Source organism: Deltaproteobacteria bacterium (assembly GCA_026129095.1).
Taxonomy (GTDB): domain Bacteria; phylum JAGRBM01; class JAGRBM01; order JAGRBM01; family JAHCIT01; genus JAHCIT01.
On record JAHCIT010000010.1, the window covers coordinates 83,524 to 97,867 of the forward strand.

General features: G+C 62.5%; 13 protein-coding genes. 8 read left to right on the plus strand and 5 right to left on the minus strand.

What is annotated here, in order from left to right; all coding sequences use genetic code 11:
* Window positions 1-43 precede the first annotated feature (43 nt).
* Window positions 44-1,480: a hypothetical protein gene (locus KIT79_13860; GenBank protein ID MCW5830388.1), complete on the plus strand. Its 1,437-nt coding sequence runs from the start codon at window positions 44-46 to the stop codon at window positions 1,478-1,480.
* Here the strand turns inward: KIT79_13860 and KIT79_13865 are convergent.
* The 5 genes from KIT79_13865 to thiE form a co-directional block, all read right to left on the minus strand.
* The gene (locus KIT79_13865) at window positions 1,470-1,832 is read right to left on the minus strand and encodes an adenylylsulfate reductase (GenBank protein MCW5830389.1); all 363 of its coding nucleotides are present in this window, start codon (window positions 1,830-1,832) and stop codon (window positions 1,470-1,472) included. The genes KIT79_13860 and KIT79_13865 overlap by 11 nt on opposite strands.
* Window positions 1,829-3,577 carry an adenylyl-sulfate reductase subunit alpha gene (locus tag KIT79_13870; protein MCW5830390.1) on the minus strand — a complete coding sequence of 583 codons (1,749 nt, stop codon included), beginning with the start codon at window positions 3,575-3,577 and terminating at the stop codon, window positions 1,829-1,831. Before KIT79_13870 ends, KIT79_13865 begins: the two co-directional genes overlap by 4 nt.
* 9 nt (window positions 3,578-3,586) lie before the next feature.
* Entirely contained in the window at window positions 3,587-4,129 is a 543-nt protein-coding gene (gene cysC, locus KIT79_13875) for an adenylyl-sulfate kinase (protein ID MCW5830391.1), read from the minus strand.
* 187 nt (window positions 4,130-4,316) lie between these two features.
* The gene (locus KIT79_13880; protein ID MCW5830392.1) at window positions 4,317-5,408 is read right to left on the minus strand and encodes a tetratricopeptide repeat protein; all 1,092 of its coding nucleotides are present in this window, start codon (window positions 5,406-5,408) and stop codon (window positions 4,317-4,319) included.
* Between the two features lie 20 nt (window positions 5,409-5,428).
* Window positions 5,429-6,064 carry a thiamine phosphate synthase gene (gene thiE, locus KIT79_13885; protein ID MCW5830393.1) on the minus strand — a complete coding sequence of 212 codons (636 nt, stop codon included), beginning with the start codon at window positions 6,062-6,064 and terminating at the stop codon, window positions 5,429-5,431.
* A gap of 53 nt (window positions 6,065-6,117) precedes the next feature.
* Between thiE and KIT79_13890 the strand changes: the two genes are divergently transcribed.
* The 7 genes from KIT79_13890 to KIT79_13920 all read left to right on the plus strand — a co-directional run bounded on the left by KIT79_13890 (window position 6,118) and on the right by KIT79_13920 (window position 14,339).
* Window positions 6,118-7,164 (plus strand): heavy metal-binding domain-containing protein, encoded by a 1,047-nt coding sequence (locus tag KIT79_13890; protein ID MCW5830394.1) that lies wholly within the window; start codon window positions 6,118-6,120, stop codon window positions 7,162-7,164.
* A 324-nt stretch (window positions 7,165-7,488) separates the two neighbouring features.
* Entirely contained in the window at window positions 7,489-8,238 is a 750-nt protein-coding gene (locus KIT79_13895) for a phosphocholine cytidylyltransferase family protein (GenBank protein MCW5830395.1), read from the plus strand.
* Window positions 8,239-8,326: 88 nt separating this feature from the next.
* On the plus strand, window positions 8,327-9,514 hold the full coding sequence (locus KIT79_13900; GenBank protein MCW5830396.1) for a CDP-alcohol phosphatidyltransferase family protein: 1,188 nt from the start codon (window positions 8,327-8,329) through the stop codon (window positions 9,512-9,514).
* Between the two features lie 6 nt (window positions 9,515-9,520).
* Window positions 9,521-10,546, plus strand: a complete 1,026-nt coding sequence (locus KIT79_13905; protein MCW5830397.1) for a flippase-like domain-containing protein — start codon at window positions 9,521-9,523, stop codon at window positions 10,544-10,546.
* Window positions 10,543-12,045 carry a TolC family protein gene (locus KIT79_13910; protein ID MCW5830398.1) on the plus strand — a complete coding sequence of 501 codons (1,503 nt, stop codon included), beginning with the start codon at window positions 10,543-10,545 and terminating at the stop codon, window positions 12,043-12,045. The genes KIT79_13905 and KIT79_13910 overlap by 4 nt, the downstream gene beginning before the upstream one ends.
* Complete coding sequence (locus KIT79_13915) at window positions 12,042-12,677, plus strand: ABC transporter substrate-binding protein (GenBank protein MCW5830399.1); 636 nt, start codon at window positions 12,042-12,044, stop codon at window positions 12,675-12,677. The genes KIT79_13910 and KIT79_13915 overlap by 4 nt, the downstream gene beginning before the upstream one ends.
* Window positions 12,678-12,788: 111 nt before the next feature.
* Window positions 12,789-14,339, plus strand: coding sequence for an acyl-CoA carboxylase subunit beta (locus KIT79_13920; protein MCW5830400.1), 1,551 nt, complete (start codon window positions 12,789-12,791; stop codon window positions 14,337-14,339).
* Window positions 14,340-14,344 lie beyond the last annotated feature (5 nt).

Below are 14,344 nucleotides of genomic sequence, written 5' to 3' on the forward strand. Positions count from 1 at the left end.
GACTGTTCCTTCAATTTGCAACGACAAGGGAATATACAGCCGGATGATGTCGGCATTTATCCCGAGCGGCCGCTCCGGCCTGCTGTTGGCGGTCTGGGGCCTTGTTTCGGCGGGTGGCTATGCGGTCGCCCGATGGGCCCACGCCTTCCCGGGCAACGACGGGTATGCGGCACTGGCCCGTGCTGATGGCGGCGCCTGGTGGCTTGGCGCGGCGAGCTATAAGCCGGTGGAACTAGTGCTCTCCTGGCTGGCCGTCCGGATAGGGCCGGACCCTGCCATCATGTGGACCCTTTGGGGTGCGGCACATATGGGGCTGCTGGCCGTGATGGCGATACGTCTTGCGGCGGCCTGGTTCGAGGAATATCCGGCATCCGGGTGGCTGGCAGCAGTTCTCGTGGTGGTCAATCCCCATGCCTGGGAACTGTGTTTTTGCATGAACTCGGTGGCGACGCTTTCTGCCGCAGTACTGTGGTTCGGGGCGGCCGCCACGGGCGGCCGGCGCCGGGAAGTGGTGGCCGCGCTTGTGCTGATGGCACTGTCGCGGATCGACGGGCTAGCGGTGGCGCTTGCCGTGGGACCGGCATGGGCACTGGCAGCGCCTGGGCCGGGTGAAAGCGGAGACGAGAGCGGAAAGGACCAGCGCTTCCGGATGGCCGGTTCAGCGGCCGCACTGGGGGCATCGCTCGCCATCTGGCTGCTGCTGGGCCGGATCCTGAACGGACAGTGGCTCGGACTCATCGCCAACATGGAAAGCTACTCGCGGGCTGCGAGCCCCCACCGGTTCGGCATGGTGGAGCTTCTCGTCTGGATGCGCGGCGCAATCTACACGATGACGAGCGACGGGCTCGTTCTTCTGGCGGCGGGCGGCGCCATCGCGCTTGTTTCGACCGTCCACCGCAAGCTCCTCTGGCCGGGCCTTGCCCTGGTGGCGCATCTCGGCGTGATCTTTCTGCTGGGGATCACGGGCAGTCCGTTGTTCCACCGGTTCATGCTGCCGGAAGTCCTGCTCGCTGTGTGCCTCTCGGCCGGCGGGCTGTTCTGGATATCGGCGCGTATCCCGGCGAAGCCAGAGTGGCGGATATCCGCTTTCGTCGTTCTGTTTGCTGCCGGGGTCGGCGGCTATCTCGGTGATCTCCGGGAGCTTGTGCCGGTGCGGGAGTCGAACCGCGCCGTGCAGTCGGACAGCCGCGTCGCCGGGGACTGCCTCGAACGGGGCGTTGCGGACTACCCCGGCAGCGCTGCCGTTGTCCCTGACCGTCTCCACGGGCCGCTGCTCTGGCGATTCCGGCATGACCGGGTGAGGGGAGTCGCCTACTGGCGGGAGTTCGTTTCCCGTCAGCATGAAGACAGGCGTTCGCTGATTGTCCTCGGTTTTCGGGGCGGTCCTGACCTGCCCGGATGGCTCGGCAAGCCAGATGAAGTACGCCCATGCGGCGGAACCTTCTGGCTGAATCTGTACCTCGCTCCCGCTACTCCTTAGACTCGCCCTTGATCTCCAGGCTCGGATCGCGGGTATCGGCGATGGGTATGTCGAGAATCTCCTGCCGTCCGTCGGCGTGCTCCAGCGTCCATCGCGTCCGGGTGTGCAGCACCTTGGCACGCAAGGCCATCCCCTCGTCGGAGATTTCGAGCGGGAGCTTGAGGTCGATCGCCCCCACCGGGCAGTGCTTCACGCAGGCGGCGCAGTCCCAGCAGTCGGGCAGCCGTTCCAGGATGGCCGCCTTGCGGTCCGGTTTCATGAACAGCAGGTCGCCGGGGCAGACCATGACGCACATGGCTTCCTCAGCCTTCCCGCAGCCATTGCAGATATCCTCGTCGATGAAGATGCTCACGGCCGGCCGCTCTCCAGAGGGCGAGTCACGGCCCGGACCTCGTTACTCTTGGTGTCATAAACCGTATTGACGAACTTCAACCAGTTCGCGTCGTCACGTTCGGGATAGTCCGTTCGCGTCTGGTAGCAGGGCCAGCGGGTTTCCTTTCGGCAGTCCAGGTGCTCGACCAGTGCACGGGCGACGAGAATCCGGTCAATCACTTCGTGGGCGAGCATGAGGTCGTGCATCTGCGGTGCCGCCATGCGATCCACCACGCCTTCCAGCTTCCTCAGCGCATGGCGGGCGATGTCGAGCCGGTCGGCCCTGAGTTCGTATTCCTTCGAGATACCGCCCGCATATTCATCCATCAGCTTCTGGAGGCGGAGTTCCACCTCTTCAGGGAGCACGTAGCCGCTCACCGGGCCCCGGTATTTCTCGCGCCGGACGAAGGGTTTGTAGACGCGCTCCTGTTCCCGGCGGGCGTTTTCTTCCAGTTCATCGCGGTCCGCTTTGCCGCTGTTCCCGGTGTCCGGGCGGCTCAGGATGTCATCAACGGCGATCATCGCCTCGGCCCAGCCGCCGGAGGCGTACTTCTTGGGCGCGCCGCCCGCCACGTCGCCGATAGCATGGAGGCCCGGAATGGTCGTCCGGCGGTCTGTGCCGATCCAGTAGCCCGACATTCCGTGCCCGCCCTGCACGTAGGGTTCCGACCCGCAGATGCGGACGGGGTTCAGCTTGGGGTCGATCCGCTTGTCGCCCCACATGAGCAGAATTGAAGGGGACATGTCGAGATATGAGGTCTTGATCTTCACCATGTCCGCCTCGGTGAGGTGGCTGGTGTCGAGGTAGCAGGGGCCCCGCCCGGCGCGGTCTTCCATGAGCGTCGCCAGGAGGCGGTGCGCGGTGGACATCTTCTGGCCGCCCCAGCCGGAGTAGTATTTTTCCAGGTAGTTCTCGCCAAGACGGTTCACCTGCTTGCACTTGAATCCCTGCGCCAGCACTCCTGTCGGCGACATGAAATCCCGCACCCGGAGGGCGATGAACCTCATCTCGAACGAGGTCATTTCAGCTCCGGCCCTGAGCCCCATCGCCAGTCCCGCACCCGTGTTGAAAGGCGAATACCAGACCTTGTGCCGGGCGAGGCCCGTGTTGGTCGGCAGATACAGCCCGCCGCAGCCGCCGGTGGCGATGATGGTATGGGGAGCCCGGATTCGCACGAACGCGCCCGTGCGGACATTGAAACCGAGGACGCCCGCGACACGCCCTCCGGCCATCCAGAAGTTTGTCGCCGCAACACGGTTTATTACCCGGGCGCCCGACTGGGCGACGGCGCGAGCCATGATCGGCTTGATGCGCTCGCCGCGAATCTTGATCGAACCCCGGCCGCGGGGGGTGTAGCTGCCATCCGGTTCCTTGAGGATGGGCAGGCCCCAGCTTTCGACCTTTTTCACCGCCTCATCGAGGCGCTTTGCCAGCGAAAGCACCAGGTCCTCGCGGATTACACCAAAGTTGTCGTTGGCGACCCACCGGGTAAACGATTCAGGCGTCTCGCCCTTGTTGACATAGGCATTGATGGAACTGATTCCGGCGCACAGGCATCCGCTCCGGATGATGTTGGCCTTTTCGACGACGACGACATCGAGCGAAGGGTCAAGGCTCCGGGCATGCGCTGCCGCGAAAGAGCCTGCCGCTCCTCCCCCGATAATAAGAAGGCCGGCCTCGATATCCTCGACCGCGGGCGTGAATGTGGAAGGGTCTGACGTCATGGGAAGGCTCTAGTCGAGCAGCTTCATCTCCCGCAATCGGGCGATGATCTTCGCCGTGCTCTCCTGGACCGACTCCTGGTGGGTATTGCAGACGACCTCGGGGTTTTCGGGCGGTTCGTAGGGATCGGATACGCCTGTGAACTGGGGAATCTCCCCGGCGCGGGCCTTCTTGTACAAACCCTTCACGTCGCGGGCTTCACACACTTCGAGCGGTGCGGCGACATATACCTCGACGAACTTTCCCGCGCCCACCATTTCGCGGACCTTGCTTCGCGTCTCCCGGTAGGGGCTAATGACGGCTGCGACAGCGATCACGTCATTGCGGGTGAGAAGCTCGCACACCCAGCCGATGCGGAGGATGTTGGTGTCCCGGTCCTCGCGGGAGAACGTCAGGCCCTTGGTTAGGTGTGTCCGCACCACGTCGCCATCGAGTACCTCCACCTTGAGATGCAGCCGGTCTTTCAGCTCTTTGACCAGTGCAGCCGTGATCGTGGACTTCCCCGCACCGGAAAGCCCCGTGAACCAGATCGTGAAACCCTTTTGTCCAGTCATGTGCTTTTGGTATTACCGCCCGCGTTCTATATATAACCTTTTTGGTGATATATCCAGAAAACTTTGAACTAATGGCTTTACTAGCTGAAATAACTGGAGATTCCAGCTGGATTCAGAACAAGGCCGGAAAACCTGCAAACCGTGGCGATGCGTGGTGAGCCGTGGTGAGCCGTGGCGGGAACCTTCTTCACCCCCCTTCTGGTGCTTTCGCGCCCGGCACCCTTTCGAGACGCCTCAGGATCAGTTCCGCCCGTTCGATGTATTTGCGGGCCCGTTCGTGGGTGGGGTCCACGAGGATCACGAGCCGCCATTCGCTGATGGCCTGTTCGTGGTCCTCGCGCCGGTAGTGGTCGAGTCCCCGGCGGTATATCTCCTCGAGCTGGGGAGTGAGCTTTTCCACAATCTCGTGACGGAGCCGCCCGGCCTTCACGCTGTCGGGGTCTTCGTCGAGTGCCTCGTTGAGCCGCTCCAGCGCGCACCGGAAGTCGCCGCTTTTTGTGCAGGCCTCGGCCCGGGCGACAAGGGCCTGGGTGGCTTGGGCCACCCGCTGCCGTTCGGTGCGCTCGGCCTTCTCACGGTCAGACTGTACTGGCCCGGCATCAGTGCGGCTCTGCTGGTGGTAGTTCCGCGCCAGGGTATTGCCCGGCCAACGCTGGAGGACTTTCTCAAACTCTTTCGCCGCCTCGGCGAAGTCACGCTTTGCATAAAAGTCCATGCCGCGTTCGAAGCTGGCTGCCACCTCCCGGTTCCACTGTTTTTCGGTTTCATCCAGCCGCTTTTTGGTCTGGCTGTCGAATGGGTCGAGGTAGTTGAGGCGAAGCAGGAGTTCGTGCGCGCCCTCAATATCCTTTGCCGCCAGTTTTGCCTCCGCCTGCGGGAGCAGTTCGGCGCGGCGCTTTTCCAGATCCTTCCTGAGCGAATCCATCCGGGGGACCAGCTCGGTCTTCCGGGGATCCAGCTTATAGGCCTCCGAGGTCTGCTGGAGCGCCTCCCCGATCCGTCCGCGCCGCTGGAGCGAACCAGCACGCTTGATCCGCCGGGATACCTCCTCGGCAAGGATCTTCTCGGTTTCCCGCACGCGTTCCTCGGTATCAGCCCCCGGCGGAGCGGTTTGCCAGACGCGGATCGCCTCGTAGTAGTTCCCGGCCTTGATGAGCCGTTCAGCCTTGGAAGTCACGGTTGAGGGCCGTTGCATCGGGTCGGTCTTGCCGCCACAGGCGATGAGCAGGGCGAGGGCGACGGTCGTCGCCAGCCACGGAAGGGGGGAACGGTCGGTCATTGTAAACATGATAGCCGGTTTCAGGGGAGAGGGTGGGCCCTAATGGCCTCGATGAGCTTTCGTGCCTTCAATTCCGGATTTTTCCCGTTCAGTGCGCCGATCACGGCCGCCGCACGGGCTCCGGCGGCAAGGACGTCCGCGATGCTTGATTCACTGATTCCGCCGATGCCGATGACGGGGATGCTGACTCCCCGGACTGTCCGGGCAAGTTCGGAGAGGCTTCGCCGGGCGCGGAGGTTCCCCTTGCTCGCGGTGGGGTAGAGCGGCCCGAAGCCAACGTAGCTCGCCCCCAGCCTTTCCATGCGCCGGGCTTCGGCCGGGGTGTTGGTGGATACACCGATAATGGCGCGGGGGCCGAGGATCTGGCGGACCGCCTCCAGTGGCAGGTCGTCGGGACCGATGTGGACCGCTGTGCCGAGAACCTTGGCCACGTCTACCCGGTCGTTCACGACAAAGAGCCCACCCTTTCGGGCGCAGAGCCCCTGAAGCGTCCGGGCGAGACCGAAGTAGTCCTTCGGTGTGGCGGCCTTCCACCGGAGCTGCACGGTGCGGATCCCGGCGGCGAGCCAGGCCCGGACGGTGCTGACCGTATCAGAACAGTGCTCCGGCCCGGTAATTCCATAAACTCCCGCCGGAATCCGTTGTGGGCGTCCCATGAGCGCGCTTATACTACTTCCGTCACGGCAAGTTTAATGGCGAGGTAACTTCAATGGATGCGACCTGTCCCCGGTGCGGTGCGGCAGTCCCTATACCTGACGCACAGCGGAACGCGGCGAAAATACTGCTCAAGTGCGGATCGTGCGAAAACATGTTCGTGCTGAAGAGCGAGGCTTCGCCCCCGGCCGATCCGCCCGCGGCATCTGAACCCCCTCCGCCGGTGGAGCCTGCCGCGCCCCCGGTTCTGCCTCCGTCAGCACCCCCGGCGCCTGCATCGGCCCCCGCTGCCCGGCCCGCGCCGGTATCTGCGCCAGTCCCTGCCGCCGCCTCGACCGCCCCCATGCCTGCCGAGGAACCGCTCCCGCCGGTGACGGGCGAGCGGTGGCAGCCGCCCCCTTCCAGCGACTTCGTGATCGTCTACCGGCAGTTCGGAAGCGACCGGACCCGGCATCTGTCGGCGAAACTTCTTACCGAACGGGCCGGAACGCGCATCAGTTTCGAGCAGTACAAAAAGCAGTTCGATGCGCTCCCGAACGTCCAGAAGAAGCTCACCGCCGATCTCTACGCGGCACTGGTGAAGCTTGCCCAGGAGAGCGGGACGAAAATCGAGTCAGGCCCCACGCCAAGGATGCTCTGCCCCTATCATCCGAATGACATCCGGGCGGGGCATTGCACCGAGTGCGGGAAACCGCTCTGTGCGGTTTGCCTTAAGGAAGCTCCGAGATGCCGCGACTGCCGGGATCGGGAGGCGAACGTCCAGCGACGCACCCAGGACGAGCAGCGGGCAAAGGTGCGGCTGCTGACCAGTACGGCCCTCCTGGAAGGCGGCCGGCCATCACGGGTTCTGGGTTTCCTGTCATCCGAGGCCATGTGCGACGAGCACGGCTTCTTCGAATCGCTCACGAAAGCCCCGAAGCCCGGAATGGCAAGCGCCCTCGATCAGGCGAAGGACCAGGCCTCCTCACGCCTCCAGATCCGGGCGGCGGAGATGGGAGCGACGGCCATTGTCGATTTTCGTTTGTCCATTTTCCACTTCCAGAGCGAGGCCTTGGGCAAGTGTTTTGCTGTTGTTCAGGCGTCAGGGACTGCTGTGGAGTAGGGCGGCGTTTTTCCACAGCATCGTGGGCATTGCCGGACGGGAACCCCGGCGAGGATATGAGGAAATAATTCTTTGATTACAGTTACTTATGCGACTCTCTTGGTCCCTGACGTTATCAAAATCGGAAACCTTCCGCAGCTTATCCACAGGATGTGGAAACTGGGTATAACACTGCCGAACCCATTGAAATTCCTTGGGATTGTGATCAATCTCACGTGTGAGCTATCCTTCTGGACCCTAGACTGGCACCGGTCTTTTGCGGTAAGCGGGGACCGTGTTTTTGGGCTTTGAAGCGGGCGGACTGCGGGTAGCGGGCACATAGCGTTGAGAGCGATCATTCTGGCAGCGGGACAGGGAACCCGGCTCCTTCCACACACGGAACGGACGCCCAAGTGTCTGCTCGACCTGAACGGTACTACCGTTCTGGAACACCAGATCCGTAACTGCCGGCGGGCCGGTATTTCCGACACGGTCGTCGTGACCGGTTTCCAGTGGCAGCTCGTCGAGGCATACGTCTCCCGCTGGCGGCAGAACGGGCTGGCCCGCATGCGGATCGAAACTGCCTACAACCCGTTCTTCAGCACCACCAACAACTTGATCTCGCTCTGGTCCGCCCAGAAATACATGGACGAGGATTTTATCACCATCAATGGCGATAACGTGTTCGACTGGCGCATCCTTCAGCGGCTCAAGGAAACGAACAAATATCCTATCCACGTCACAACCGCCCACAAGGACGCCTATGACGAGGACGACATGAAAGTCCTGCTGGACGGGGACCGGATCCAGGCGATCAACAAGGGGATTCCACTGGATCAGGCTGACGGCGAATCGATCGGGATCATGAAGTTTACCGGTGAGGGACGCGAACGGCTCAAGGCGACACTGGAGGACATGGTGCGCGGCCAGTCGGCCGCGACGGACTGGTACACCCGGGCCATCGAGTGGATCGCCCGGCGTGGGTATCCGGTGGGCATATGTCCGATCGGTGATCTCAAGTGGGCGGAGATCGACTTCCCGCAGGACCTGGCCCGCGTCCGTGAAAACAGCTCGTTGTATCTGGGCGATTCCTGATTCCTCCTTGCGGCTCCTGCTCCCGTGGGATAACCACCTGCCCCGGTCCGGTTTCCCCGGCTGTACTAGAAAGGTCAAGAGAGCCCCGTTGGCATTCCGCCTGATCATCCGGCTTCCTGAAACAGAACCCAGCCCCGCATTTGTTCGCGTGGGGGGAGTTCCCGTCCTGCTGCGCCTCCTGATCGGAGGATATCGCCAGGGCGCGGAGCAGATCGAGGTGACGGGGCCGGGTGTTGAGGAGGCCCGGCGTCTCTTTGCCCAGGACCGGCGGCTGGGTGGGGCGGATATCTCATGGGGCCCCGCGGCCGGGCCGCGGAAAGAACTGCCGGTCGTGGAGACCGAAGCGAATGTCGTGGTGGGTGGCGGTGTCTGGGAGCTTCTGGACAAGGCGACTGGCCCGGCGGAGGTTCCCGGCGCGCCTCTCATGCGGCGGCTGGGGGAAGGCAAGCCGGAGCCCCTGTGGACCGGCGAACCACCGTCGAAAAACCACTTCGCCATTCCGGCAAGCGACTCCGCCGGTGCGTGGGCGGCCAAGCGGGCAATCTTCCGCAATGTGTTCAAGCCGACATCCGGGCCGGTATCCATCCATTTCAACTCGAAACTCTCGATTCCAGTGAGCTGGCTGCTCAGTGAAACCCCGGTGACGCCGAACCAGATCACGGTGTTCACGACACTCATCGGCTTTGTGAGTGCCTGGGCGTTTTCGCTGGGTACCTTTGCCGGGTTTCTCACCGGCGGCGTGCTGTTCCAGCTCTGTGCGGCGCTCGACCGGTGCGATGGCGAGATCGCCCGCAGCAAGTACATGGATTCGCCCTCGGGCGCATGGGTGGATACGGTCGGTGATAATGTGACCTACGTGGCTTATCTGACAGGCCTTACTCTCGGATATGCGCGGTTTGCGGGGGAACGTGGCAACGCATGGGCCCCGTACGTGCACGCGATGGGTTTCGGCACGCTGGGGCTGACGGTGTTTCTCCTCGGCGGGATGTATCTCTATCTCTACCGGAACAAGAAGTCGGGCACACTGGTGGCGGTCTACAAGGATTTTGAATCGCGGGTGGACGGAAAGAAGGCGGGCTTCGTCTACCGGTTCCTGGACAGCATCAAGATACTGGGCAAACGCGATTCCTGGTCGCTCGCCATCGGTGTGGCGGCACTTCTGGGCGGGCTTTTCCAGGCGGCGTTTTTCTACCATCTCATATTTTTCGCCACGGTCGGGACCATTGTGCTGATGAACATCTACTTCACGGTGGCCCGCCGGAACGTGTCGGGGTGATGCGATATGGCTTTCTCCAGGGGAAAGCTGGTCCGGACGGCACTTCTGGCCGCCGGTTTCGTATTCCTGGTAGCAGTGTTCGCCCACGAAGGCTTTGGCGAGATGTGGGCGCGCATCTCGCGGATCGGCGTGGCGGCGTTCGGCCTGATGCTGGCCCTGTCGTTCCTGTGGAATGCCTGCTCGACGCTCGGCTGGTATCTGACGTTTGACGGTTCAGGCGGCGTGGTGCGGCCGGTAAGTTACGGGCGGCTGTTTTTCGTTCGTTGGGCGGGAGAGAGCATCAATACCATTACTCCACTCATGAACCTGGGCGGCGAACCCGTGCGAATCGCGCTGATGCGCCGTCATCTGGAAACCCACCAGGCGGCGGCAACGGTCATTCTGGATAAATCGATTTTCACAATCGCCGGAATCATCCACATGGTGAGTGGCGTTGTCGTCGGCTTTTGGGTGTTTGATCTGCCCGAATCGGTCGCCTGGATCGAGGCTATCGTGGCGGGCATTTTGATGATGGCAGCAGTGATTCTGGTCACGTTGATTCGCAGGGGAAAAACGCTACTGTCGCTCGTGGGATGGCTCCGCCGCGCTGGAATCCGGTTTTCGGACGATACACTGGAAAAGGTCGAGCAGATCGACGACGAGCTCACCATCTTTTACCGGACACACCGGGCGCGGTTCTGGACGGCGCTCACGGCACACCTCGCCGGGCGGATGAGCCGGATGCTCGATGTACTGGTGGTGGCGTGGGCATTTGGTATCGGAATGTCGGCCTGGGAGGCCCATGCGATCGCAGCGGCGACCGTCATTATCAACGTGAGTTTTTCGTTCATTCCGCAGCAGGTTGGCGCCAACGAGGGCGGGCATGGGCTGCTGTTCAAGGCGGTGGGTCTCGGCTGGCGCGACGGGCTCTCGACCGGGCTTGTCCGGCGGGCACGCACGCTGGTGTTCGCGCTGATGGGCTATGTTGTGCTGGTAATCCACCAGTGGCGTTCGCCGGACGGCACCGTCATGTCCGGAAAGGCGGCCGCATGAGCGGTTTGCTGCGCCTCTCTTGCCTGCTGGTGCTTTTGCTGCTTGTAGCGGCACCGTTTTCTCCCCTGCTTGCCCAGGCGTCAGATCCGGATACCGGAGCAGTTCAGGCTGGTAAGCCGCGGCAGGACCGTTATCCGGGGCCACCGCTGCCGGATATCGACACCCGTATCTACAATCTGGATGCCTGCCTCCGGATTGCCGATCAGGTGTCACCGGAGGTGATGATCCAGCGGCTGAAGATCGCCGAAAGCCATGCGCTGATGGGGCAGGCACAGGCGGCGGGCATACTGCCGGAGTTCACCGGCCGGGCCCTGGTCGGGCCCGCTCCCGGTCAGGAGATCCGGCGTGTGCCGGACCTGGCGGCTGCGCCGGTCTGCCTGACCAATCCGACCGATCCTGCCTGTCCCACCATCAAGGTGGAAAAATCACGTGCGCTCGACAGGCTGGGGCCGTTCTTCCGGTTCGAGCTGAACCTGGTCCAGCCCCTTTACACCTGGGGCAAGCTGGAGTCGGCCAGAATGCTGGCACAGGCCGGAATCCGGAATTCGGAACTGGAACTGGCGCTCAAGCGGGCAGAGATCCGCAAGCGGATACGCGAGCTCTACTGGGGACTGCTTGCCGCTGGCGACGGGATCGACCTGGTCGCCGATGTCGAAAAGCAGCTCGCCAGCAACCGGGACACAATCAAGGAAAAGGTCGAGATGGACGACGGGGAGTTCACCCTGACCGATCTCTACCGCGTGGAAATCTTCCTCGGCCAGCTCCGGATGCAGATCGAGAAGGTACGGGCCCAGCAGGAACTGGCGCGGACGACGCTGGCAGTGATGCTCGGCCTCGATCCGGAGGACGAGTTCCAGCTCGCCGAGGAGGACATCGCCCCGGTGGAGATCGATCTGGACCCGGTGACATTTTACGAGGACTCCGCATCCATCAACCATTTCAATGCCCGCCGGGCAGGTGTGGGTGTCGAGGCCCGCCGGGCACAACTGGGAACGCTCAAGTCATGGATGAAGCCGGATGTGTTCGTCGCCGGGCAGGGGTTTGCCGCCTACGCCCCCCGGCGTGAGGTCCGTTCGATATTCGCCGGTGACTATTTCCGGTCGGTTGGTGGTGGCGTCGTGCTGGGCCTGAATTTCGATTTCAGCGGGTGGATGCACGAGGCCAAGCGCGACGAGGCACTGGCGCAGTACGAGCAGGCGCGAATTGGCCAGGAGGCAGCCATCATGGGGCTCCGTATCCAGGCGCGGCAGGCCTACTACGAGATGCTCCGCGCGCAGCGGACTGTGGAGGCGCTGCGTGAGGCTAACCTGTCCAGCCGCCGGTGGTTCCGTTCGGCGAGCCTGAACTGGGGCGTCGGCGTCGAGACGACCGATAACCTCCTGATTGCCTACCAGAACTACCTCCAGACGCGCGGAAGTTTCCTGAGTGCCATATTCGAGAACAACAAGGCCTGGGCCGAACTCATTGAGGCGGCCGGTTTGGAGGACACCAGTCCATGACAATGAAACGGTTTGTGGCTCTTCTGCTGGCGGTTTGCTGTCTTGTACCCTCTCTGGTGATTGCTTCGGACGCGGGTCCGTTGCCGCTCATCCAGTCGCGGGACCAGGAGATACGGGCGTATATTGGCAAGCGGACGCTGCCGCTTTCGGCCAAGGACAAGGAGCCGCTCAAGCAGCTGCTGAATGACCTGTTCGACTACGACCGCATCGCGCTGGACGCACTGGGCGCACGTAACCAGAAGCTCGCCAGCAAGAAGGAACTGGACGAGTTTCTCTCGTTGTTCCGGCAGGTCACTGTCAACAACTCGGTTTCGGACAAGGCTCTCGAGTACTATTCGGAAGGGCGCATCCAGTACCGCAAGCCGGAGGAGGTGGGCCGCCGCACTGTGGTAAGTGCAAAGATTACCTACAAGGGTGAGGAGATCCGGCTCGACTACTATTTCGAGAAAAACCCCAAAGGTGAATGGCGGATCACGGACTACTCGGTCGATGATGCCTCTCTCGTCGATACCTACCGGGTGAGTTTCAGCAAGATCATCAAGGATAACGGCTTCGGCGAGCTGCTTCGCCGTCTGCGCAACCGTCTGGAAAGCCCCGACGACACCAAGCTGGGCGGCGCCACCAAGCTGTAGGCTGGCAGTTAACCCCTCCCCGTTGACCTCTTGCGGGCCGGACGGGTAACTGTTCCCTTCCGCTGAATGGCCATTCATTTACGGAACGGAGATAACCTGAACATGCCGACCATGCGTGAGCGGATTGCGGAACTCGACAAAAAGCGCGCCGATACCCTGCTGCTGGGCGGGGAAGACAAGATCCAGAAGCAGCACGAACGGGGCAAGCTGACCTGTCGCGAGCGCATTGACCTGCTGCTTGATCCGGGGTCGTTCATGGAGTTCGGGCGGCTGGGCTATCACCACGGTGACAGCAAGGCACGCTCCCCGGCCGACGGCTGTGTTACCGGTTACGGAACGGTGAACGGCCGGAAGGTGGCGGTGGCCGCCTACGACTTCACGGTCTTCGGCGGTTCTATCGGAGAGGTTTCCGAGAACAAGATGGCCCGGCTGCGGGAGATGGTCCTGCGCTGGCGGATTCCGATCGTGTGGCTGATCGATTCGGCCGGCGCCCGCATCGGCGGCGGCAGCCATGACCGTGAGGCGTCGAGGTTCGCCGGCACCGGGTTCCTGTTCCAGGAACAGGCAGTGCTTTCAGGCGTCGTGCCCCAGGTGTGCGCGATGGTGGGACCGGGAGCGGCGGGGACGGCCTACATTCCCGGCCTTGCCGACTTCGTTCCAATGGTGAAGGGCACGTCCAGCATGGCGCTTGCCGGTCCGTATCTGGTGAAGGCGGCCGTGGGCGAGGACGTGTCGGAGCAGGATCTCGGCGGTTCGCAGATTCACACGGAAATTTCCGGCGTGGGCGATCTGGAAACCGCCAGCGATCAGGAGTGCATCGAGAAGATCAAGCAATACCTTTCCTATTTCCCGTCGAACTGCGAGGAAAAGCCCCCTGTCGTTCCATACACCGGAAAGGACGGTCTCATTGAGGACAAGATCCTTGATGTGATTCCCGACAATCCCAAACGGGCTTATGACGTTCATAAGGTGATCGGGTTCATCGCCGATGAAGGCTCGTTCTTCGAGATGAAGCCCAAATGGGCGCGGAATATCTGTACCGGCTTCGCCCGGTTCGGGGGCCGTCCGGCGGGAATCGTCGCCTCGAACCCGATGTTCCTGGGCGGTGCGCTGGACGTGAATGCCGCGGACAAGGCCGCACGTTTTGTGTGGCTGTGTGATGCCTTCTCGATTCCGCTTGTCTTTCTGCAGGATACTCCGGGGTTTGTCGTTGGCTCGAAGGTTGAGCAGCAGGGGATCATCCGGCATGGCGCAAAAATGCTGCATGCGGTAGCGACCGCCACGGTGCCAAAGGTGACCATACTGCTCCGCAAGTGCTACGGCGCGGGCTATTACGTGATGAATGGTGCGGCCTATGAACCGGACGCGATCCTCGCCTGGCCGCTGGCGGAGATTTCAGTCATGGGGCCGGAAGGAATGGTGGCGATCTTCGCCCGGAAGATGCTCGAAGCCATGCCGGAGGCCCAGCGGCCGGATGCCGCCAAGCAGATGGCAGACAAGATCCGGGAAACGATAGATCCCTACGTTGCCGCCGGCTGGGCGATGGTCGATGACGTGATCGACCCCCGGGAAACCCGGCAACGGATCATCCAGGCCCTGTTCTTTTCGGAGTCCAAGCGGATGCTCCGTCCCTATCGGAAACACGGAGTTTATCCGGTTTAAGGCAG

Excerpts from the sequence above, each read along its gene's own strand:
- KIT79_13880 (MCW5830392.1), bottom strand. The coding sequence starts at position 5,408 with ATGACCGACCGTTCCCCCCTTCCGTGGCTGGCGACGACCGTCGCCCTC.
- KIT79_13910 (MCW5830398.1), top strand. The coding sequence starts at position 10,543 with ATGAGCGGTTTGCTGCGCCTCTCTTGCCTGCTGGTGCTTTTGCTGCTT.
- KIT79_13890 (MCW5830394.1), top strand. The coding sequence starts at position 6,118 with ATGGATGCGACCTGTCCCCGGTGCGGTGCGGCAGTCCCTATACCTGAC.
- KIT79_13920 (MCW5830400.1), top strand. The coding sequence starts at position 12,789 with ATGCGTGAGCGGATTGCGGAACTCGACAAAAAGCGCGCCGATACCCTG.
- KIT79_13870 (MCW5830390.1), bottom strand. The coding sequence starts at position 3,577 with ATGACGTCAGACCCTTCCACATTCACGCCCGCGGTCGAGGATATCGAG.
- KIT79_13860 (MCW5830388.1), top strand. The coding sequence starts at position 44 with ATGATGTCGGCATTTATCCCGAGCGGCCGCTCCGGCCTGCTGTTGGCG.
- KIT79_13905 (MCW5830397.1), top strand. The coding sequence starts at position 9,521 with ATGGCTTTCTCCAGGGGAAAGCTGGTCCGGACGGCACTTCTGGCCGCC.
- KIT79_13915 (MCW5830399.1), top strand. The coding sequence starts at position 12,042 with ATGACAATGAAACGGTTTGTGGCTCTTCTGCTGGCGGTTTGCTGTCTT.
- cysC (MCW5830391.1), bottom strand. The coding sequence starts at position 4,129 with ATGACTGGACAAAAGGGTTTCACGATCTGGTTCACGGGGCTTTCCGGT.
- thiE (MCW5830393.1), bottom strand. The coding sequence starts at position 6,064 with ATGGGACGCCCACAACGGATTCCGGCGGGAGTTTATGGAATTACCGGG.